Below are 21699 nucleotides of genomic sequence, written 5' to 3'. Positions count from 1 at the left end.
TGCTTCAGAGGCTTTGCCTTTTTAACACAGTACTGCCTGCCAATATGGTAGGCAGATGTATCATAAACAAGCAAAAAGTGTTCATAATTATTTAGCAAAAACTGTTCATTTGTACTTGACGGTTACAAGACTTTAAGAAGGAGGGCATACACTAATCCTTCGGTAATGTAAGCATTAATAATTTTGTAGAGTTCGGTAATAAGAGCATCGAGTGATCCTTAGATACTTACTTTACCGATAAATAACACAAGAAAGCCCTTGATATCAAGGGCTTTCTTGCATCTAATAAGACATCCACATTAATAAACCTTAAATACTTCGGTAAAGTAAGTAGTTTTGTTTTGATTTATTCTGCAAAGTGAGCAGTACGACCGCAGAAGTCAAAGCAAGTATATCTGAATTCATCTGAATTCGTGTTCGTGTTATAATAATTTGGAAAAATACTCCTGGCATAGTTGGACATATGCATAAAGGAGTTTAATATGGAGGATGGTTATGGCACAAGGTATTTTTGGTGGGATGAGTAACTATGAGGATCAATCTATCGGTGACATTATTGAAGATTTAAACAAATGGATTTTTTATACTGAACAGATCAAAGCATATATCGAAGAGGGGATCACTACATTAAAGCATAAAGGTTATTGGAGCAAAGTTCCCTTCAATTTTCAGATGACTTTGACCTCAAGTATTAGATGTCAAAAAACATTTATTGAAGACTTCTCAATTATATTAAAGGCTATAGAGAAGGATCAATTAACTTTAAGGGAAGTAAATTTAATGAAGAAGATAGGTATTAATGCAATTGAGTATAACACTGAGTATGGAAGAACATACAAGGAAGAATATGAATGGAAAGATTTTGGGAATGAAAATTTTAAGATTGTTGAAAATATGTACGCGAAAGGAAGAGACTTTTTTGTCACTTTGCAAGATGCGACTAATATCTCTGCTAGATTAAATGATTACATTAATACTCTTCCCTCTGTAGTTCATAACAGTATTACACAAACAGTAACAGGGAGCGGTAATGTGGTAACCGGAATAAATAACGGACCAATAAATAACTCGATAACTATTACTGATTTTTCTAATGAACTTGACTCTGCTATACAGAAGCTGAAAGACAGTGATTTAGATAAACCTCAGAAAGAGTATCTAGAAGAAATTTTAGAGGAGTCCAGAGAGGCTGTAACCAATGGAGACCTGAGTGCACAGGCAACCACAAAATCAAAAATGAAGAGTTTTTTAATTGGTGCAGGTTCCAAAGCCCTCCCTATAGTAAATCTACTAGGGACGTATTCAAGTATCGCTTCTTACTTTAACTTCTAAATATCTGTTGATTTTTAAGTGGGAAAGTTTACAAAAAACCGACTCACTAATAGTGAGTCGGTTCCATTCATATGAAAGTCCATTCCGTTTTACAATGGGTTTGATCCAACTATCCTGCTATCTCCCTCGTTAATGTCATCAATAACCTTTTCAATTTCAACGTATGGTGTTAAACGATAATCGATCGAAGAAAAATTCTCTCGTTCAAAGTTGATAGATATTTTTTTAATTGATAAAAGAAAAATAGCTCTTTTTTCTTCATTACTATATTTATAAATATCTTCTTTGAATCGATTAAAGAGTTCTTCCGGTTTGCTATCTTTATAAAGATGTTCTAGTTTCTCGAGTGTTTCTTTCAGATGAACTTGCTCTTGCTCTAAAAAGTTAATTTGTAATTTAAAGCTTTCACTTATTTCTTGGAAAAATTCATTTTCTTTTTTTACAAAACTGAATTTATATCGAAGTTGATATAATTGTTCTTTTTGCTCACTGATCTTAGTTTCAAGAGTCTTTTTCCACTTGATGTAGATACCTTTAATGCGGTCTTGTTGCCTCTCAATCTCTCGTCCCCAACGTTGTGTGAATTCTTCAAAGATCTTAGTGTGCAGTTCAAATAAATTAAGTTTCTTTTTACAATATTTACAGTGATAGTATAAATACTTCTTTTTCGAATTAGCAGGACTCATATTCTTAACTGATAATTTATCTTGACAACGGTCACAATAAACAAGGTCTCTTAATACAAAGGGGCTATCCATACGGTCTTTGTTTTGTTTGTGATTTCTTATGAATTGTGTGGTTGCCCATAGGTGTGGACCAATCAAAGGTTTATGATGATCTTGCAAAAAGAATCTGTTTACCAATGGTTTTGGTTTGCTATTCTCATAACTTGTTCTAGTAAACCAAACTAGGTTGCCGGTGTACCATAAATTATTTAAAATATACCTAACACTAGAATCTGACCAATTACTATTCAAAGAAGGTGGATTTACATTAGTCGAATTTAGCAGTGTTGCAATCTTTTTGTCGCTATAGCCGAAACTATATAAGTAAAATATTAACTTTACTATTATTGCATCATCGTTAGTCTTTAAACTATGATCCTTTTTATTATCCTTAAATACCTTTGAATAACCGAATGGGGTTCTTGAGCCAGGTCTATCAGGGAAATTCGAGTTATAAGTATGACTTTTTTGGTAGTCATAAGAACGTATAGACTTTTTTTGTGACTCCTCGTGATCAATAGTAGCCTTTATTTGTGTTATAGGGCTATTTTCATCCCATTCACCATCAGTTTTAGTGCTGTAGAATTTAAAACCCGGCTTTTCAAACTTAATAGGTCCAATAATATTGAGAGCAAAGTCCTCTATTTGTCTAGAAACTCTTGATTCATCATAAAAGATAATTGCATTAACACTTGAAGAAGAAAGAACAAAGTTTTTCATTTCTTTCATCTTTTCTCTCTTTTGAGCAGATTTATGGAAGGCGGAAGTGGCTTGGTCAACAAATAATACCACTGCTTGGAATCCTTCTAGTTTAGCTCTGTATAATACCTCACGTTCCTGTATTTTAAAGGAGTGGCCTTTTGTTTGAACATCATCAGACCAGCGAATATAGCCAGCTGCAACTTTTTTTGAGGCTCTATAAATGTTAAAAGGTAAGTCAACCACAGGTTCATAATCTCTTTCAATTTCGGATAACAGATAAATTCCGTCTACAAAATATTTATATTTATGCTCCAACAGCATCCTTTTCACCGCTTTCTTCCAAATAATCACCAAAGGCTACGTGATATATTAAAGCATCAGAGCTAACTTCTATTGAAGAAAAAAACAACGGCATTAAAAAATAAAGGTCATAGTTGAGGACGTGTCCAACTAAACGACTTTTTATTTTATCAATTACTTCATTAATGCCTTTCCGAGATTCTTCTATTCTGATCATTATTACTTGGTGATTTGAAATCCTTTCTTTGATTTCTCGTGCCTTTGAAATTAAATCCTGAGGAATGCTTAGTTGATTAGGCCCGATAATTTGAGTGATTTGTTTGTGATATTCTTTTAGCTTTCTGTCTAAAAATTCGATCTCCTTTATATGTTTATTCTCTAATTCTCTAAGATGTTTAAAAACGTCTTTTTTTATTTTTTCTGTAGAAATGTTATCAAGTACTTCAGAGAGTTGATTAGTGATAGTTTGGTTGTAGTCTTCCACTGTTATCATAATCTTTGAATGTTTTTTGCTACATACGTAATAACCACTCTCTCCTAACGCAGGAGATCTAAATACCATATTAGTTTTACAGATGCTACATAAGGGATGGATTAGACCATTATTAGAGGATTTATTTATGGCTTCTAGTAAATTTTCCTGGTGTAGTTCAATAACTTCTTGTACTTCTAAAAACTCTTCAAATGAGATAATCGGCTTTACGTGATGTAAAACATCGTAGCCGTAAGGAGTTCTAATTCTTCCAGCATAAAAAGGATTTCTTAAGTAATTTAAAAGCACCGGAAAATTTTTATTATTCAGGGTGCTTTTATATTTCATTAAAGTTTGGAATAAATCATTAGGCGTTTTTGATTCAACTATTCCATTGAAAAATGATTTAATATCATATATCAATACTGGATCAGGCACATATTTTGTATCTTTTTTTACTCCTGTTCTAATATATCCAAACGCTTGTGCTGGAAACTGTTTTCGAGTATCAGAAGTTCTTCTTACAATATTTTTTCCTTCGTTTTGAGCAAACACCCCATAAAGTGACTCGATAGCCAATACATCCGAAAAAGGGGGTTGTCCTTCAGCTGTATAAATAACTTTAATATTGTATTTATAAAACTCTTTTATTAATGATACGAACTCATAAAAATTTCTGGCTAGTCTATCTCGGTGATAGACAATTACTGTTTTTATTTTTCCAAGACGAATATCGTCGAGTAATTTCATAAGTGCGGGGCGTTTCTCAATTGTTAATTTATTTGCGGAAACATTATCATCTTTATAATAAGTTACTTTATTTAAATCGATATTTTGGTTACTAATATAGGCGTCAGCTAATGCTATTTGTGTGTTCATATTTTGACCTATTGAACTCACTCTAAAATAAGCCCCCACAGCATCATCAAGAATTTTTCTCGCATCATAGTATTGCATTTATTTATTGCTCCTCTTCAATCATATTTTGGCTGCTAAGCAATAGAGTTCCTTTCGTCTTAGGTGAAAGATCCAATTGATCTATCATTATTTTTTCAATCAGTCTTTTAATAAAGTAGCTTGATTCTTCTGTAGACTCCTCACAAAATGATACTTTAATTATTGGTTTTCTATTCATTTAAGACATCCTCTCGGTAATGAACTTAGAATCATCATTGACGAGAGGATGGTTTTTTATACTAAACTACTCAAACTTAAGGTCTAGTTGCACCTGGTAAACTTGTTCAACTGGCTTCTCTTGCTCTTTAGGGTTCCTTGGGACTATTAATATCTTTGGAAATATTATTGCAGGAACATCTAATTCCATTAGTAGGTCATTTAGATTGTACATTAACGTTATCCTCTTTATTAATTGATTGTATGAAGCGAGTTATAATGAATTTTGAGATCCCAACTGATTCACAGTTTGCTAGAACTCTATCTAAAATATGATGGTTTTCTTTAAGGTTAGACACTGCTTTTCCCTCCTGGATTTATTTTTCGAACGAATTATATTCCACTTACTTCTTCATTTTCAAGAGTTGAGATAAAAAAATAATAAGAGCCAATAAAATATCGGCTCTTTAAAGTTAGCGGTATGTTTTCTATTACATAACTATTGTTTTCTTTTCCGGCTTTATTTTTATAAACGGTTAATTTTTTTTATGATAAATTTAGGATAAAGACTTCAATTACATACTTTTCTACTTAACAAAGAGTATTCATTCGATAAAAAAGGGGACCAAACCTATGCGATTTGATCCCCTGGATTATATATTATCACTTCTCAATAACACTTCTTATTTCCTGTAATTTTTTTTGACTTTCTTTATACCTTATATAAAGATGATCTACCAATTCTCTAACTTCATCAATTACTTCTGGTTGGCTCCGCTTTGGTAATGATTCTAATTTATTCAATCTGTGGGTTATTTTTTTTCGAGTACCTAATGCACTCTTTTCGCCGGCTTCGTTTACCTCCATATAAACATCCCAATAGTCATATTGAGGAAAGTCTTCTTTCCAAATTTTCGAGATTTGTTTTCCTTCTCGGGCAAGCATTATTATTTTTTCTGAATCCCTTACATCAGTTATCAACTTTGTCACATCCTTGGCTTTAATTTTTATTTCATATCAATAATGATAGGCTCATCTACATCAATTTTGGAATTTACCTCTTCAATGAATAATTTCCTAGCAACATTTCCTATAGTATTAGTAGAGACTGCATCAACAGTGCCACCAATTAATCCTCCTGCAATAGGAACCATCTTTCCTAAATTAACAACTCCTTTTTCACCAAACTTAGTTAAAAGCCGAAAGCCTACAGCTTGGTTGATCTTCTTAATGACTTCTCCAGCTATTTTTTTAATGCCGGTAATTGCTAACTTCTTTCCAATTTGAATTCCTGAATTTTTCAGAATATCTTTAGCTCCGTTACCGGCCAAACAAGCATAAACAAAAGTTTTAACTTCATCAGACTTAAGATCGTGCCCACCCATATGTGCAATAGCCGCTACCATTCTCATCTGCACTAGAATGACGCTGGTAATGTTCGCCGGAATTGCTATGGGCATAACTATCAACCCGCCTAGTCCAGATAAAAATCCACTTGTAGCACTCTTGGTATTTTGCCATCTGATTAAACTGTTAGCATTTTCTATTAAAGTACCGGTCTTTGTGGAGTAATTATCAGCTAACTCTGTTGCTGTGTCCATTCCTGGAATACCACCATTCACTGCTTTATCGTAAGACCAGTCCAGTGCTTTCATAATTGCATCGTGGGTTAAAGATTTCTTTTTTGTAACCATTTTTTACCCACACTTTAATGAATTTTGTTCTATATTTTTAATCATAACTTATTGTGTAGGTTTTAAGATATAAAAGTTTTCCATAATTTTGATATAAATATACAATAGTACCTAGCCAGTTTTTTGGAAGAGTTAACAGGTATTCTATAGTATAATAGTCTTAATATAGATTTTATGAGGTGTTTAAATGATTACTGGAGAATTGAAAAACAAAGTAGATAAAGTCTGGGAGACATTCTGGACAGGTGGAATAACAAATCCTTTAACTGTTATTGAACAGTTTACATATTTGTTGTATATCAAAGGCCTAGATGATAACGAAAAGAAAAAAGAAATGGATGCGGAACTTTTAGGAATAGATCACGAAGGTATCTTCCCACAAGATAAGCCACAGTTTCGATGGTCTATTTTTTCAAATATGGGACCGGATGAAATGTTTATTGTGGTGTCACAGGAAGTTTTCCCATTTATTAAAGATTTGGGTGGGAAAGGATCTGTTTACTCTAAATTTATGAAAGATGCTATCTTCGTAATTCCTACACCATCTCTTTTAGCAAGAGTGGTTGCAGGAATAAATGGGTTAATGCAAGCCAGTAATACAGATGGTAAAAAGGATACTCTAGGTGACTTATATGAGTATTTACTATCAAAACTTTCTACAGCTGGTACAAATGGTCAATTTAGAACTCCACGCCATATCATTGATATGATTGTTAAATTGATGAAGCCAACACCAGAAGATATTATAGTAGATCCAGCAGCTGGTTCAGCAGGATTTCTTGTTTCCGCTGGTGAGAATCTAAAAGAAAATCATAGTGATATGTTTTTGGTTCAAAGCCTGAGAGAGCATTTTAATCAAAAAATGTTTCACGGTTTTGAAATGGATGGTACGATGCTTCGTATAGGAGCAATGAATATGATGCTTCACGGGGTTGACAATCCTAATATTGCTTATCGTGATAGTTTATCCGAACAAAATAAGGACACTGAGCAGTACACTCTTGTTCTTGCTAATCCACCTTTTAAGGGGTCTTTGGATTATGAATCTGTATCTGATGATCTACTAAAAATTACAAAAACGAAGAAAACAGAGTTATTATTCTTAGCATTATTTATTAGAATGCTCAAAAAAGGTGGAAGGGCTGCTGTTATTGTTCCTGACGGCGTATTATTCGGTAGTTCTAATGCCCATAAATCTATTCGGAAAGAAATTGTTGATAATCATAAATTGGAGGCAATTATTTCTATGCCATCAGGAGTATTTAAACCATATGCTGGAGTATCAACGGCAATAATGATCTTTACTAAAACAGGTGCTGGTGGTACCGATAATGTTTGGTTCTATAATATGAAGGCTGATGGTTATTCTTTAGATGACAAACGGAATCCAATTGATGCAAACGATATTCCAGATATCTTGGAAAGATTTAATAACTTAGAAGCTGAAGATAATAGAAATCGTACAGAGCAATCTTTCTTTGCACCAGTAAATGAAATTCGTGATAATGATTATGATTTATCCATTAACAAATATAAAGAAATTAAGTATGAAGAGATGGAATATGATAAACCAGAAGTTATTTTTGGGAAATTAATGAAATTAGAAGAAGATATAATGAAAGGTTTAGAAGAAATGGAGAGGTTAGTCAAGTGAGTACGATGGTTCCTTTAGTATCTATTTGTGACTTTCAAGGCGGTACTCAACCTCCTAAAAGTGAATGGATATCAAAGAATAAAGATGGATACATTCAAATGTTGCAGATTAGGGATTTTACCCAGGAAAGAAAAGAAACTGAATATGTTCCTTTAAAACCAAATTTAAAAACTTGTGAAGAAGATGACATACTAATAGCGAGATATGGGGCGTCTATCGGTAAAATACTGACTGGTAAAAAAGGTGCGTATAATGTTGCGATAATCAAGACAATACCAGATGAGAAAAAAATAACCAAACAGTACCTTTATTATTATCTGAAATCTAGTATATTTCAAAGCTTTGTTAAGAATGTTGGAACAAGAGCAGCACAAGCAGGTTTTAATAAACAAGACTTAAAGGATTTAGATATCTACTTACCATCATTAGAAAACCAAATGCAAATAGTAGAATTATTACAAAAAGCTCAATTCCTTATAGATGTACGTAAAGAACAGATTGAAACGTTATCAACGCTACAACAAAGTATGTTTCTTGAGATATTTGGTGATCCAATTAAGAATACTATGGATTGGAAAATTACTAAACTCGGAGATATTGGAAAGTGGAAAAGCGGTGGTACGCCCAGTAGAGAACAAAAGGAATATTTCCAAGGTTGTATACCTTGGTTATCTTCAGGCGAATTAAATCAGCTCTACACTTATTCCAGTAACGAGCACATTTCTGAAAAGGCAGTAGAAGAGACATCAGCTAAACTAATCCCAGTAGGTAGTCTTTTACTTGGTATGTATGACACAGCTGGGTTAAAATCCACTATTACTAAAGTAGAATGTAGCTGTAATCAGGCAATAGCTTTCTCCAATTTGGATAATGGAACTGTATCTACAGAATATGTGTATTTTACAATCCAATTACTAAAAGAATACTTGAAAAATCAGCAGCGAGGGGTAAGGCAGAAAAATTTTAACTTAACAATGATAAAGAATATTGAGATTCCTTTGCCACCACTAAATATTCAAAAAAAATATGAAGATATATTTTTAAATATAGAAAAACAAAAAACACTTATGGAAAAAAGTCTATTACAATTAGAGGAAAATTTCTATTCACTTATGCAAACTTCATTCAAAGGGGAGTTAGTAAACAATTAACACTTATTTATTGACTGCCATCTTTAGGGGGGATATATTTGTTATCGAATTTTGAGTTTCTACAGGAAAAAGCTCAATTTAGTACTTTCAAAAATGCTTGCCTAGAGGCGGAAAAAAGCCTTCAAGTTAGCCCTGCAACTTGTGCAATTTTGACTCGTCGTGCATTAGAGTTATCAGTTAAATGGTTATATGCATCCGATAGTGAGCTAAAGGTACCATATCAGGACAATTTATCAAGCTTAATTCACGAGCCAACATTTAAGTCTATAATAGACGAAGAGCTTTTCCCTTCAATAAAATACATCATTAAACTAGGAAATGTGGCAGTACATACGAATTCTGCAATAACAAGAGGTGAAGCTGTATTAGCATTACATAACCTTCATCAATTTATTGATTGGTTAGATTATTGTTACTCAGATAATTATTCTGATTTGGAGTTTAAAGAAGAGCTTCTTTTAACTGGAGAGGAGCCAAGAAGGAGACCTGAAGAATATAAAGAGCTATATGAAAAGTTGAGTTCCAAAGACCGAAAGCTTGCAGATTTGATGCGTGAAAATGAGGATCTACGAAAGGTCTTAACTGATAAACGTATTGAGAATACAGAACAATACAATTTCCAAGTAGATGAAATTTCGGAACATCAAACCAGAAAGATCTACATTGATTTAGAACTTAAATTAGCTGGTTGGGAGTTTGGGAAAAACGTAATTGAAGAGTATCAAGTTTCCGGTATGCCAAACAATCAGAATACAGGATTTGTTGATTATGTTTTGCTTGGTGATAACGGGAAACCAATAGCTTTGGTTGAGGCGAAGAAAACTTCATATGATGCTAACAAAGGAAAGCAACAAGCAAAGTTGTATGCTGATTGCATTGAACAAATGCACGGTCAAAGACCGATTATTTTCTACACAAATGGATTTGATATCAGGCTTTGGGATGATATGAATTACGCTGAACGGAAAGTATCCGGGTTTTATACTAAGTCAGATCTCCAACTATTAATTGATCGTCGGACAATTCAAAGACCATTGGTGGATCTTGAAATTAAAGAGGAGATCTCCAACCGTTATTATCAAAAAGAAGCAATCCTTGCTGTATGTGAAGCTGTACAAGCAAAACAACGAAAAGCACTCTTAGTGATGGCAACTGGAAGTGGAAAAACCAGAACCGCAGTATCTCTAGTGGATGTACTGGTTAGACATAACTGGGTAAAAAATGTGTTGTTCTTAGCCGATAGAACAGCTTTGGTATTACAAGCAAAGAAGAACTTCAACAACCTCCTTCCTAGTATGACTCTATGTAATTTGCTAGATAACAAAGATAACCCTGAATTAAGTAGAATGGTATTTTCCACATATCCAACGATGATGAATGCAATTGATGATACAAAACGTAAAGATGGCAATAAGCTTTTTACTGTAGGCCATTTTGATTTAATCATTGTAGACGAAAGTCACCGGAGTATATATAAAAAATACCGGGCAATCTTTGAATATTTTGATGGCATCTTATTAGGGTTAACAGCTACTCCAAAAGATGAAATTGATAAAAATACTTACGATATTTTCGACTTAGAAACCGGTGCTCCTACTTATGCATATGAACTTGAACAAGCAGTAAAAGATGGTTATCTAGTAGAATACCGAACGTTTGAAGCTTCTTCAAAAATTTTAGATGACGGGTTACGATATGATGAATTATCTGATGAAGAAAGAGAACAATTTGAAGATACTTTTGATGAAGAAGAAGGCGAAGAGATAAGCAATTCTGCAGTAAACCGGTGGTTGTTTAATGACAATACTATCGATCAAGTGTTAAATGATCTAATGGAGAAAGGAATTAAGGTTGAAGGTGGAGATAAGCTAGGTAAGACAATTATCTTTGCTAATAATTCCAAGCACGCTAAACGTATTGTTGAGCGGTTTAACCAAATATATCCGCAATACAACGGAAAGTTTGCTGCTCAAATTGATTATAAAGTCGATTACGTACAAACTCTTATTGATGACTTTTCAACAAAAGATAAATTTCCGCAAATTGCAGTATCCGTTGATATGTTAGATACTGGAGTTGATATTCCGGAAGTAGTAAATCTGGTATTTTTCAAAAAGGTTCGTTCAAAATCTAAGTTTTGGCAGATGATTGGTCGAGGTACTCGCCTATGTCCAAATCTTTTTGGAGTCGGTGAGGATAAAGAATACTTCCTAATTTTTGATTATTTAAGAAACTTTGAGTTCTTTAGGGAAAATCAAAAAGGAATTGAGGGTAAAGTTTCAGTTGGGTTAACTGAACGGATCTTTAATCTAAAAGTAGATATTATTAAAGAACTTCAGGCAATAGACTTTCAAGTAGAGCCTTATCTTCGGCACCGTAAAGAACTAACTGAAGATGTGTACCAAGAGATAACTCGGCTTAATGATGAAAACTTCCAAGTAAGAATGCATCTGCAATATGTCCACAAATATAAGAACCAGGAGAATTGGCTAGCCCTTAGCGTTACAAATGTAAGTGAAATTCAAAAGCATATTTCACCGCTGATTATTTCAATAGCGGATGATGAATTAGCGAAGCGATTTGATAGTGTAATGTATTCAATTGAACTTGCTAAACTTACTTCAAAGAATGCTTCTAGACCTATTAAGAGTGTAGTACAGACCGCTGAAGAACTATCTAAGCTTAGTACAATCCCTCAAGTTAATGCCAATAGAGACACTCTGTTAAAGGTACAAACTGATGTTTTTTGGGAAGAAGCCAATATTTTCGAATTAGAAGAAGTACGTGAGGCCTTACGTGAGTTGGTTAAATTCCTAGAAAAAGAAAGTCAAAAAGATTATTACACTAACTTCAAGGATAATTTTACGCTAATTAGTGAAGGCGAAACACCTTTTTACGGCTCGAATGATCTGCAAAATTACCGTAAGAAAGTAAATCAATACTTAAAAGATCACCAAGATCAAACAGCGATTTATAAGCTGCGTTATAATAAACCACTTACCAGGCAAGATGTAGAAATTCTTGAAGGAATTCTGTGGAATGAACTAGGTACTCAGGATGATTATAAAAAAGAATTTGGTGACACACCTATTACCAAACTAGTTAGGCAAATAGTTGGGCTGGATCAACAAGCTGCTAATGAAGCGTTCTCAGATTTCTTGAATGAAGAGAAGTTAAATGTTAACCAACTTCGATTTGTTAAGCTCATTATAAATTATGTGGTCAAAAATGGAACCCTTGAAAAGAAAGTATTACAAGAAGATCCATTCAGGTCTCTTGGTAGCGTAACTGAATTGTTTAGAGATAACATTGAGGATGTTAAAGGGATTATCAGTGTTATTGATCTGATTAATCGGAATGTTGAGGAGTTTGAAGGGGCATAGTATACTATCATCTAAAGGACCAGTATTTGGTCCTCTTTGCTTGTGTTCAATTTTAATAATCTAAATCTGTTCCCATTGCCATTAATTTATTTTTGAAAATAGTGCATTTCTTTACAAAGTGTTTTTTTTGCTTTTTAATCAACCCTTCCAGTAAAAAAGACATTGATGCAAATACTTTTCGTTTAATCCATTAAGCGAAACCAATTTTATTTACACCTATAACTCCTCGCCTTAAGATATTAATATTAATAGTGTTAGGTTCAGATTTTTTGTAAATAAACTTCTTTGGTTCGATCTTTTTAATATCTGGAGTTTTAAAGACAAACTTTTCGTACTCAAAGACGTTTAACCCTAAACTTTCAATAACCTCTTTAGGGAGTACATAATCTTGTTTCACTAAGCCAAAGAAAGTAAAGCCCGATTCAATACAAAAGGATAAACTAACACGTTTACCGGTACCATATACAAAACTTCCTACTATAGAGCCCAAGAAACTACCTAATAGAAACCCAAAAACGGGAATTTGTATTAAACCCTGAGATACAGATCCTCCCATTAATGCAAAGGAGGTAACTACTAAATCACGAGCACAAGTATCTACAAATTCAACGGGGTTCATTTGACCTGTTGCCACCTTAAACGAATTATGAATCGCATTCATAACAAGTATGGTTCCTAATGAAATCATACTTGGATCAATTGACTTAAGGGTTTCACCTGCTAAACCTGATTTTAAAGTAGCTGTTATCGCAGCTGCAACCGAACCTCTTATAAATCCTTCTACTGATGAATCAAGGGTAATAAAACCAGCTTGAATGAGTTGATCTTTCTCAATGTAACCTTGTTCTATCATATTCATAATTATTCTATATATTTCTGGTGTCACTTTTATTATGGCAGTTAAAGCTGCTGCAGTCACACCTGCTTTTAAAGCTTGCTGTATAACATATTCAACTTTTACAAAATCCTCAGTAGTTAATCCATACCTTTTGGGATTAAAAGTACCATTTTTTATCTCTTCAACTATTTTCAATGCTTCTCCATCTGATAATCCTTGTGAAGAATATCCATTCTCTTCTATAACTGACCTAGCATAATTAGCAGTATGTTGATAAGCTTCTGCTGCTTCGGGACGTGTTTCACTGTTTCTTAGTGCTTGTTTCTGAGCAGCAGATTTAATACCATCACCAGCAATTTGGTCTAAAGGGGCTACCTTTCCAACATCATTATATTTAGGGTTACTCAACCCTTTTGCTGTATCCACTGCGGATTTATAGTATTTAGATTGCCAACTACTAGTGGTTCCCTTGTTAAATATATCAATATCTTTTATGGGATTACTACTTTTGTCTACCCTAGCATAGATATTCTTACCTCCCTTTGCTACAACACCTGTATTAAAGGTCCCTGCGTGCCAATCTTCTGCAACAAAACCCTTTGTTGTTGCGTTATTTGCAGTCAAACGCTGGGAGACTGTCTTGGACATCTCAGAAATAGTTTTATCAATTTCCCTCTGTACTTGATTAATATATTCAAGACTATGATTAACCCCCTGGAAATCACTTGTATTTTTCACAAAATGTCTATAACCTTCCTTAAATGAATTCAATGTATTAATCCTCCATAAATTCATTTAGACCATTAATAAAGAAATTTCTAACCACAACGTTATATTGTTGTTCTTTAATTGCTTTTCTCTTTTTCTGATCAATAAAGAAATATTTTACTATACCTTCTAATATAGGAATGATTGGATAATTAAAGATCAGTGGAAGAGCAAATAGATTTTTTGCCTTTATTGAACTAAAGGACTCACTTATGTTTTTAATATCTTCACTTACCATTTTACAGTAGTCTATAAAACCGCTTAACTCTGCCTTTTTAATAGGAATATAGTTTGTATAAATGACACACCTATGTCCTAACCAACCGTAAGTCATACCGAATTTACTAAATTTAATTTTTATATTGGGGATGAATTTTTGTGAGACCTTCGTATTACCAATGAAAATTACTTTATTTGAAGATGATAATTCAACTTGGTTTTGTTTAAATTGAACTTCGCTCCAAATAGTACATTCGTAATCTTCAAATTCATCGATTAAGCCTACCAGTAAGTTTGCGTAAACTTCTTCGCATTTACCATATACAATAATACAACTTTTTTTATTACCATTATACATTGAATCAATATTCATATTAATTGATCACCGTTCCTATACCTCTATAATAGGCTCTAATATTTATAGCTTTAAAATAATTTATCTGTTTTCTATCTTTAGGGGAAAGTACATCCCGCTTCAATCCTTGAATAATTATCCCGCTCGTTTGTTTAAGTACAACTCTTCCAATTCTATTCATATTCTAACATAATTAGCCAAATTTCTTTGAGGTTTAAACATAAATAAAATCCTTTTCATCCAAAATTTTTTGTCGGTAAGGAATGAACCTACACGACTTACCATTGTGATGTCATCCCGTTAGAAGGGAATTAGATTCCTAGATTATTCCTAATTACATCATCTATTTTAGTTATTAGGATTCATACATCCGGTGCTCGTTGCAATTTGCAAGGTGGGTTGTGATACGTTTCGTGGTGAAACGGTTGGTAAAGCGAGACCTGGACGACTCAGAAGTGTATTTGGTGCACTTGCTGGTACTACAAACAACGGCGGCTCCAAACGCAAAACACGAGTTAATGCCGAATTCTACCCTAATGAAGGGTGATTTTGGGCTTCATCACCACATATCAGGTCTTAACTGAAGAGGACTTTCGAAGAATTATTTTTATCAAATCCATTATATGTTGAATTAAGCGTAAGAAATGAATAAGAACTTCAAAAAGACCAATAATCCATTACGACTAAAAAAGAGTCCATTGGTATTTCACCTATGAAAAATGCCACCCTAGATTACTAACCAGGCTAGGGGTGGCATTTTGTACAATGGTGAAGTATTCTTTAGAATTTAATATTTCCTGTCCCAACTTTTTAAATGAATAAAACTGTTCAAGAGTTTAAAGGAGCATATAGAAGTGTTGTGTGATTAAACTGATTATATCAAAGGTAATTATTGGGAATAGTGGTTATTTAATGTAATTTGAAATGTTGGTTCTCCAAATCTCTTTGACTATATCCTGTGGAGTTACCAGATCGTTATTTCCAGCTAAGTGCATTGTTGTCATTTTTAATTTTAATTGATTCTCTTCATCAATTTCATTTGTAAGAATTTCATTCATTGTGTTGTCATTTGAATCGATATGTCTACCATAGAAGAAATTAATAGTATTACGACCAAACGCTCCAGCATACCAAATTTTTATACCGATGACATATTGGCCCTTTATATATATACTAAATATTGTTTTAAAGTTACTAATTTCATCTTTATCAAACTGAAAATCATTGTTTGTAGCCTGGATTTGAGTAAATAAGGAATCAAACACATCTATTATTTGCTTAAAACTTGTCTTTAAAAATACGTCGATGTCTCGATCAGTAATTTGTTTTAGAGTCTTAAGGTTTAAATCTGAAAAATCATAAATATCATTCTTAGTATTATCCGTATTCGCTTTTCGATTTTTGGGCTTTAAAGCTCTAGGGGTTCCAATAGGATCCATTTCATATAAAGGGATTTGTTGAATACGATGCAAGAGCTCTTCAAATTTTTCGTTGTAATTTTCGTCAATAGAAAAGTCTATAGCGTAATATCCATTTAAGTGAAAAGGAAAAGCTTTCTCAAAATTCCCGCTGTGTTTTAATAAAAAGATAAATTTATTTGGATTGTTCTTTAAAGATTGTAATGAAAGCATCGTTTCGTAGCCAACACCACCCTGTAAATTATCGGCTCTCTCAGCGTACTTTTCGGTTAATACAATAATAATATAATCATTTTCTCGCATATTTTTAATCATCATTGTATTTAGGTTTACAGTGCTAGTTTGTGTCTCAAACACGTCCAATTTTGCCGCAACACCTTCTCTTCTTAAATTGTTTACTAAGTTTATTACCCACTCTTGGTGAATATCTGAATCCCAGCTATAACTTATAAATGCCGACTTATTAGGTTGGTGCATTATTGTATCTCCCCCTTAATAGTTATTAGCTTTCCATTCTCCGTTAGCGTAATTTATAGAACCATATATACCCACCGAATTCCACAAGACATCAAAAATTGGTCTTAATTGAGTAGCTAAATTCTCTTCCATAATATTTACTGAAACTTGTGGGAAAGACAATTCTTCTAAATTTGATTTATATTGATCAAAATAGTGATTAGGTAAATAAATAGTATAATCACCTGCACCTAGTAAAGTAACATTAATAATATAAGGTCCTTTAATATCCAAACTAAATAATAAATCTATATATTTTTTTATGTTTTCTATTAAAGCTCTTTCCAATCGTGAAGCAAAGATTTTTTTATTTTGTGGATCAAAAAATCCTACGTCTACAGCTTCAATAAATCCTTCACGGGAAAATTGTGTGTAGCTTCCACTTCTGTTATTTAATGTAAAAAATCCTTCTGAATTAAATCTATAATCATACACTGCTCCTGAAAGTAAGGGTAAGTCTGTTGCACGATTTTGTAATTTGTGAAGCTCTATATATGATTTTTCTTTGGAATGTATTTTAGTCGATATTATATGTACTAATAATTTTGGTGAATCTTCTTCTTGATCTATTTTTCTTAACTTAATAGAAGAAATTCTTTTATTTATAAGTCCCTCTATATTTTTCGGTATTTCCTTATCTTCTATGCTGACCATAATGTCACCAACTATTTCCAAAAATTCTTTAGTATTAATATGCGGTGTTTTTGTTTCATTTTTATCAATTAGATTATTGATTCTATCTATTAACTTCTCAGTCTTTAGCATTAATTTATCCAAAAGAGTCCCTCCCTTTTATGTATGATTCAGCTTTTTTACTAGAACGAGTGTTTGTATAAAATAATTTTATCATATGAATAGTTTTTGAGCTATATAATGTAAATTCACTTCCAATTTATAGTGGTATAAGGAAGGGGAAAGGCTATCAAAAATAAAATATTTTTTTCTATTAGATTTTTAAAACAGATCATATAACATTAAGATTTTCAATAGTTTTATCTTTAACCTTAAAAAATTATTCTAATATTTTCCTTTTCAAAATATAATTATGCTACCATTTATTTAAAGTAAATAGGGACAGAAGGGGATATGAGATAAATGAACTATAATTATGTACTCTTATTCTTAGTATTAATTTTATTGACAGGTTGCACAAAATTAGAAGCGGAAGTCCGAAAAAGTAGTAGTAAACATACATCTCATTCAGATTTGAAAGAAATTAAAACAGAATTCAAATCGGTTTCTCAAGATGAGCTATTGAAAATTGAGAATATTAGTGTCTATTTTTCATCAAATAGACATTCAACAACAGAATTTAAAATAATAAAAAGTGATAAAACTATAGTGGGTACATATAAGGAAATTGTTACTAATGAGGATAAAACCGATAATTATGTAATAACCTCTTATTTAAATGAATACCCTTCAGAAACAAACGAGAGTCTAGATATAGTAAAGAATTTTTCCATTTCTACTGATGAAATTAAACTGGTTCGGCAAGTAGATAACTTACTAGGGACAACAACAAAAAATTTAATCATACTAAATAAACAAAAGAGTAGTTGGGTAAGTCAATATGATTTAGGTGATCGGCAAAATTTTATAACCTCTACCAATAAAACCGTATCTACTTCTTTCGGGTCGTTTTCAAATTGCATTGAAGTAACTGAAACAACAATGGATGGTAAAGAGGTTACTATTAAGACATATGCACCTAATGTTGGATTAGTTCATCAATTAGTTTTATTAGATGGTGACATCTATTTAGAGTATGATCTAGTTGACTATAATTCAGGGATTAATAGGAAAAAAGACAACGAAAAACAGAATGAATTTGGCCGGCTTCCTTCTATCGAAACTTTAAGCGTAAGTAATATAAATATTAATGATTATGCAGCTGTTGTAAACGAGTTGTCTATAAGCCAAATAAACAATCAAATTCTCCACCGGCCATCTGTAGAAAGTGGTAAAGATAATGACTTCATTTATTCTTTTTCTACTGAAATAGGAGATATTCAAATTACCACTAATGATAAGGCTTTAATAAAAAAGGTTAAGTTCGAATCAGATGAAGCATTAGGAGAGGAAGGATTACTGTATATGCAGTGGTTAATACTAAGCCTTTCTTTAAAAATAAATTTGGAAAAAGCAAACAATATTATATTTGCAGACCCTTTCCAATTCTACGAGCTAGATGACTACTTAATAGGACTAGAATCACATAATAATGGTTTTAATTTTGTGATTTTGTCAAATAAGTAAAAGTTTTACTGTACTAACCGAATAGAAAAAAGAACCAAATAGATAACGAGTTTTTTTAGTAACAACAGAAATAGGGTATTGAATCACATTGATATAGGTATCCTTTTTTGTTGATTTAATTGCATACTTATTTCAAAAAAAAAGCTTCTTATAAAAAATAGAGAACAGGACTTTCTGTACGCTACCCTTTTAGGTGCGTTTTTCACAACTAGTTGAAATTGAAAGGAAAATAGTTTCAAACCAAGAGAATAAAATGGGTATATGTGGTAAAATTAACACGAGATGTAATTTAAATAGAAAGTAGTTTAATTAGAATACAACTATTAAATATTGTCTTCATTTTCACGGACAAGTGGATGAGCTCCAGTTAAATATATGTTGGGTATAATCAACTTATAAAAATTAAAAGGAATAAGTTTATACGAGGTGTAAATTATGTCAGATGAATTAATCAAATATAGTGAATTAATACAAAAGAATGAGATTTTCCTAGATAATTTATTATTTGGTAATGGTTTTTCCATCCACTTTAACCAACAGTTTAGATACAACAATTTATTCGAACATTGTAAGGATTCCTTTGAAGTAGAAGATCATAAAATGTTTGAAAATTTCGAAACGCAAAATTTTGAAACAGTCTTAAGAGTTTTAAATACAAGTATTGTGACAAACAGGATTTTTGAATTAAAAGACGAAAAAATTAGCACTAGTTACGAAAGAATTAAGCAATCATTGATTGATGCAGTAAGAGAAGTACATCCCCAATTCGAAGAACTTAGTCCACAAAAGGGACACCAACTGAGGTTAGCTTTTAACGTGTTTAAAAAGTCAATTTTTACAACAAATTATGATTTGTTACCTTATTGGTCTTTATTAAGTGTGTATAATAAACGTTCAAGAAAAGTAAGCGACGGTTTTGGATACGATAGTGGAAGCCAGCTAATAATGTTTGGTAAAGGTGCTGGAATCAGTCCTTCTGAAAACCCCTTAGAACTTTATTATTTGCACGGTGCATTACATTTTTATATGAAGAGGGGAGATGTTGTAAAGATTACCAGGGGGGGCGATAGGGATTCTAGACTATTGGATATAATTACTGATAGATATGAAGAAGGGCACTTCCCGCTTTATGTTTCCGAAGGAAACTGGAAACAAAAATTACAAAGAATTGAGAATAACAAGTATTTAATGCAGTGCTATAGAACTTTTAGAAGCATAACTGGTGGTCTAACTATATATGGACAATCCCTTGATAGAGAGAGTGATATGCACATTATTAATGCTATTAAGGAATCTGCTGTAACAGATGTTGCATTTGGTATTTATGATAAAGATAAAGCTCTTGAAAAAATTAATGAGATCACAGTGATGTTTAGAGGAACTGGAAAGAATCTTTACTTTTTCGACTCGAGCGTATTCTTTGACTCACTTGCTGAACTTGAATGGCTAGAATTATTTGTGGACTGAACGGTAGAATAATATACAAATGTTACTATATTGATATTTTAAGATAGAAACCGGGAGGGAAAAGTATGTTTTCAAGAGCTACAATAATGGATATTATGTATTTATTAAAAGACTTAAATACTCACGCAACCATTGATACCTATGCATTTAGATATGGATTAGAAGAAATAGCAATAGGTAGTAGCAAGGATCAAAAAGTACTGAATATTGCAAGGCACCTAATTAATAATCCTCAACAGCCTGGCCTTCTAAGTGACAATCTTATGTATGAAATTGTAGAAGATGTAATTGGTAATACGACTTCAAACCCTTATCATTTTGATTCTTTTGAAAATGAATTTGTTAACTACCCCCAATTAAGAAGACTTCTTCTTAAGGACGGCTTTGTAATTCAAGAGGGAAAGCTTATTAGGACGTTTGAAACTGAAATTGATTTTAATAAGAATGAGACATTGCTTTATCAGCTTCTGAATAAATATAATTTTAATGTTGCAAAAGGTCATTATAATCAAGCGAGTAACGCTTTTAATCGTGGTGATTGGGCAGCTTGCAATAGCCAATTAAGAAGTTATGTTGAGGATCTTCTAAACAAAATTGCTGAAAATATAACCGGGATTACTTTCACAAGTAGTCACAGTGCTAAGATTGCACTATCTAAATGTAATCCACCGATCTTTTACAGGAATCTAAATGAGTGGCTAGATGATGGTCAAGGTTATTTTGAAACATTTTGGAAACGGCTTCATCCCCAAGGTCCCCATCCAGGTCTTTCAGATGAAGACGATTCTATATTCCGAATAAATTTGGTTCAAATTTCTACTCTTGAAATTTTGAGAAGATTTGACAGGAATTATAGTTAAATAATTATCAATTTCAATATTATACAATTTTAATTTAATAGTTAATTGAAGGTATGGAAAAATTTAAAGGGATTGTAAAACAGCTCAAAATCAAAAGAATATAAAAAACTAAAATAGGTCCGGTTCAAGTATAGATGTAATTAAGTTTAGAAATATATAGTTATTTGGAAGTTGATAAACCCACCAACATCCCTTGAGTTGCCACATACATACCGTACAGGTCGTTTGAGTGGTTAAAGAGACGTTACGAACTTTTGGTAAGACATAATGGAAAGAGAAATAAATGAATCAGAAGTATATTTATTTTCTAAAGGTGTACCATTCCAACTTTAGCATTTTTTTCTTCAACTAAACCAGCTAATAGTTTGTCAACATTTTTCAATAAAAACTTAAAATAACTCATGTTATACTGAAGATACGCATGCCAAATAACCTTCCACTGACATATGTTTGGAAGGTTTTGTCTTATTTAG

Annotated in this window: 16 protein-coding genes; 7 read left to right on the top strand and 9 right to left on the bottom strand. The window is 32.5% G+C overall.

All coding sequences use genetic code 11. The features are described 5' to 3' along the window. Positions 1-495: 495 nt before the first annotated feature. Positions 496-1332 carry a hypothetical protein gene (locus FGG79_RS21105; protein ID WP_138781941.1) on the top strand — a complete coding sequence of 279 codons (837 nt, stop codon included), beginning with the start codon at positions 496-498 and terminating at the stop codon, positions 1330-1332. A gap of 89 nt (positions 1333-1421) precedes the next feature. Here the strand turns inward: FGG79_RS21105 and FGG79_RS21100 are convergent, their stop codons facing one another. The 5 genes from FGG79_RS21100 to FGG79_RS21085 all read right to left on the bottom strand — a co-directional run bounded on the left by FGG79_RS21100 (position 1422) and on the right by FGG79_RS21085 (position 6338). Next, on the bottom strand, positions 1422-3080 hold the full coding sequence (locus FGG79_RS21100) for a recombinase family protein (RefSeq protein WP_138781940.1): 1659 nt from the start codon (positions 3078-3080) through the stop codon (positions 1422-1424). Next, complete coding sequence (locus tag FGG79_RS21095) at positions 3064-4488, bottom strand: recombinase family protein (RefSeq protein ID WP_138781938.1); 1425 nt, start codon at positions 4486-4488, stop codon at positions 3064-3066. The genes FGG79_RS21100 and FGG79_RS21095 overlap by 17 nt, the downstream gene beginning before the upstream one ends. A 4-nt stretch (positions 4489-4492) precedes the next feature. After that, entirely contained in the window at positions 4493-4666 is a 174-nt protein-coding gene (locus FGG79_RS21965) for a hypothetical protein (RefSeq protein WP_171051034.1), read from the bottom strand. A 641-nt stretch (positions 4667-5307) separates the two neighbouring features. Beyond that, on the bottom strand, positions 5308-5625 hold the full coding sequence (locus FGG79_RS21090) for a hypothetical protein (protein ID WP_240794351.1): 318 nt from the start codon (positions 5623-5625) through the stop codon (positions 5308-5310). 26 nt (positions 5626-5651) lie between these two features. Continuing rightward, positions 5652-6338, bottom strand: a complete 687-nt coding sequence (locus FGG79_RS21085) for an EcsC family protein (RefSeq protein WP_138781937.1) — start codon at positions 6336-6338, stop codon at positions 5652-5654. Positions 6339-6525: 187 nt separating this feature from the next. Between FGG79_RS21085 and FGG79_RS21080 the strand changes: the two genes are divergently transcribed. Genes FGG79_RS21080 through FGG79_RS21070 form a run of 3 tightly spaced genes read left to right on the top strand, consistent with a single transcriptional unit; the run spans position 6526 to position 12526 of the window. Beyond that, positions 6526-7992: a type I restriction-modification system subunit M gene (locus FGG79_RS21080; protein WP_138781935.1), complete on the top strand. Its 1467-nt coding sequence runs from the start codon at positions 6526-6528 to the stop codon at positions 7990-7992. 5 nt (positions 7993-7997) lie between these two features. Then, on the top strand, positions 7998-9143 hold the full coding sequence (locus FGG79_RS21075) for a restriction endonuclease subunit S (RefSeq protein ID WP_240794352.1): 1146 nt from the start codon (positions 7998-8000) through the stop codon (positions 9141-9143). Between the two features lie 38 nt (positions 9144-9181). After that, complete coding sequence (locus tag FGG79_RS21070; protein ID WP_138781931.1) at positions 9182-12526, top strand: DEAD/DEAH box helicase family protein; 3345 nt, start codon at positions 9182-9184, stop codon at positions 12524-12526. A gap of 190 nt (positions 12527-12716) precedes the next feature. Here FGG79_RS21070 and FGG79_RS21065 read toward each other — a convergent pair whose 3' ends face one another. The 4 genes from FGG79_RS21065 to FGG79_RS21050 form a co-directional block, all read right to left on the bottom strand. Next, entirely contained in the window at positions 12717-14135 is a 1419-nt protein-coding gene (locus tag FGG79_RS21065; RefSeq protein WP_138781929.1) for a hypothetical protein, read from the bottom strand. Between the two features lie 4 nt (positions 14136-14139). Then, a complete protein-coding gene (locus FGG79_RS21060) occupies positions 14140-14724 on the bottom strand; it encodes a hypothetical protein (protein WP_138781927.1) in 585 nt (194 codons plus the stop codon). Positions 14725-15611: 887 nt separating this feature from the next. After that, positions 15612-16601: a toll/interleukin-1 receptor domain-containing protein gene (locus FGG79_RS21055; RefSeq protein ID WP_138781925.1), complete on the bottom strand. Its 990-nt coding sequence runs from the start codon at positions 16599-16601 to the stop codon at positions 15612-15614. Between the two features lie 15 nt (positions 16602-16616). Then, a complete protein-coding gene (locus FGG79_RS21050) occupies positions 16617-17417 on the bottom strand; it encodes a hypothetical protein (protein ID WP_138781923.1) in 801 nt (266 codons plus the stop codon). Between the two features lie 318 nt (positions 17418-17735). Between FGG79_RS21050 and FGG79_RS21045 the strand changes: the two genes are divergently transcribed. The 3 genes from FGG79_RS21045 (at position 17736) to FGG79_RS21035 (ending at position 21226) form a co-directional block, all read left to right on the top strand. Beyond that, positions 17736-18899, top strand: a complete 1164-nt coding sequence (locus tag FGG79_RS21045) for a hypothetical protein (RefSeq protein WP_138781921.1) — start codon at positions 17736-17738, stop codon at positions 18897-18899. A gap of 435 nt (positions 18900-19334) precedes the next feature. Further along, entirely contained in the window at positions 19335-20366 is a 1032-nt protein-coding gene (locus FGG79_RS21040) for a DUF4917 family protein (protein WP_138781919.1), read from the top strand. A 65-nt stretch (positions 20367-20431) separates the two neighbouring features. Beyond that, positions 20432-21226, top strand: a complete 795-nt coding sequence (locus FGG79_RS21035) for a hypothetical protein (protein ID WP_138781917.1) — start codon at positions 20432-20434, stop codon at positions 21224-21226. The last annotated feature ends 473 nt before the right edge of the window (positions 21227-21699 follow it).

It is taken from the genome of Bacillus sp. BHET2 (genome assembly GCF_005938125.1).
Taxonomy (GTDB): Bacteria; Bacillota; Bacilli; order Bacillales; family Bacillaceae_B; genus Rossellomorea.
This window is presented reverse-complemented; position numbering and strand designations above follow the sequence as displayed.

Bases quoted from the DNA above. Each gene is read 5' to 3' on its own strand.
- FGG79_RS21105 (WP_138781941.1), top strand. From the start codon at position 496: ATGGCACAAGGTATTTTTGGTGGGATGAGTAACTATGAGGATCAATCT.
- FGG79_RS21100 (WP_138781940.1), bottom strand. From the start codon at position 3,080: ATGCTGTTGGAGCATAAATATAAATATTTTGTAGACGGAATTTATCTG.
- FGG79_RS21095 (WP_138781938.1), bottom strand. From the start codon at position 4,488: ATGCAATACTATGATGCGAGAAAAATTCTTGATGATGCTGTGGGGGCT.
- FGG79_RS21965 (WP_171051034.1), bottom strand. From the start codon at position 4,666: ATGAATAGAAAACCAATAATTAAAGTATCATTTTGTGAGGAGTCTACA.
- FGG79_RS21085 (WP_138781937.1), bottom strand. From the start codon at position 6,338: ATGGTTACAAAAAAGAAATCTTTAACCCACGATGCAATTATGAAAGCA.
- FGG79_RS21080 (WP_138781935.1), top strand. From the start codon at position 6,526: ATGATTACTGGAGAATTGAAAAACAAAGTAGATAAAGTCTGGGAGACA.
- FGG79_RS21075 (WP_240794352.1), top strand. From the start codon at position 7,998: ATGGTTCCTTTAGTATCTATTTGTGACTTTCAAGGCGGTACTCAACCT.
- FGG79_RS21060 (WP_138781927.1), bottom strand. From the start codon at position 14,724: ATGAATATTGATTCAATGTATAATGGTAATAAAAAAAGTTGTATTATT.
- FGG79_RS21055 (WP_138781925.1), bottom strand. From the start codon at position 16,601: ATGCACCAACCTAATAAGTCGGCATTTATAAGTTATAGCTGGGATTCA.
- FGG79_RS21045 (WP_138781921.1), top strand. From the start codon at position 17,736: ATGAACTATAATTATGTACTCTTATTCTTAGTATTAATTTTATTGACA.
- FGG79_RS21040 (WP_138781919.1), top strand. From the start codon at position 19,335: ATGTCAGATGAATTAATCAAATATAGTGAATTAATACAAAAGAATGAG.
- FGG79_RS21035 (WP_138781917.1), top strand. From the start codon at position 20,432: ATGTTTTCAAGAGCTACAATAATGGATATTATGTATTTATTAAAAGAC.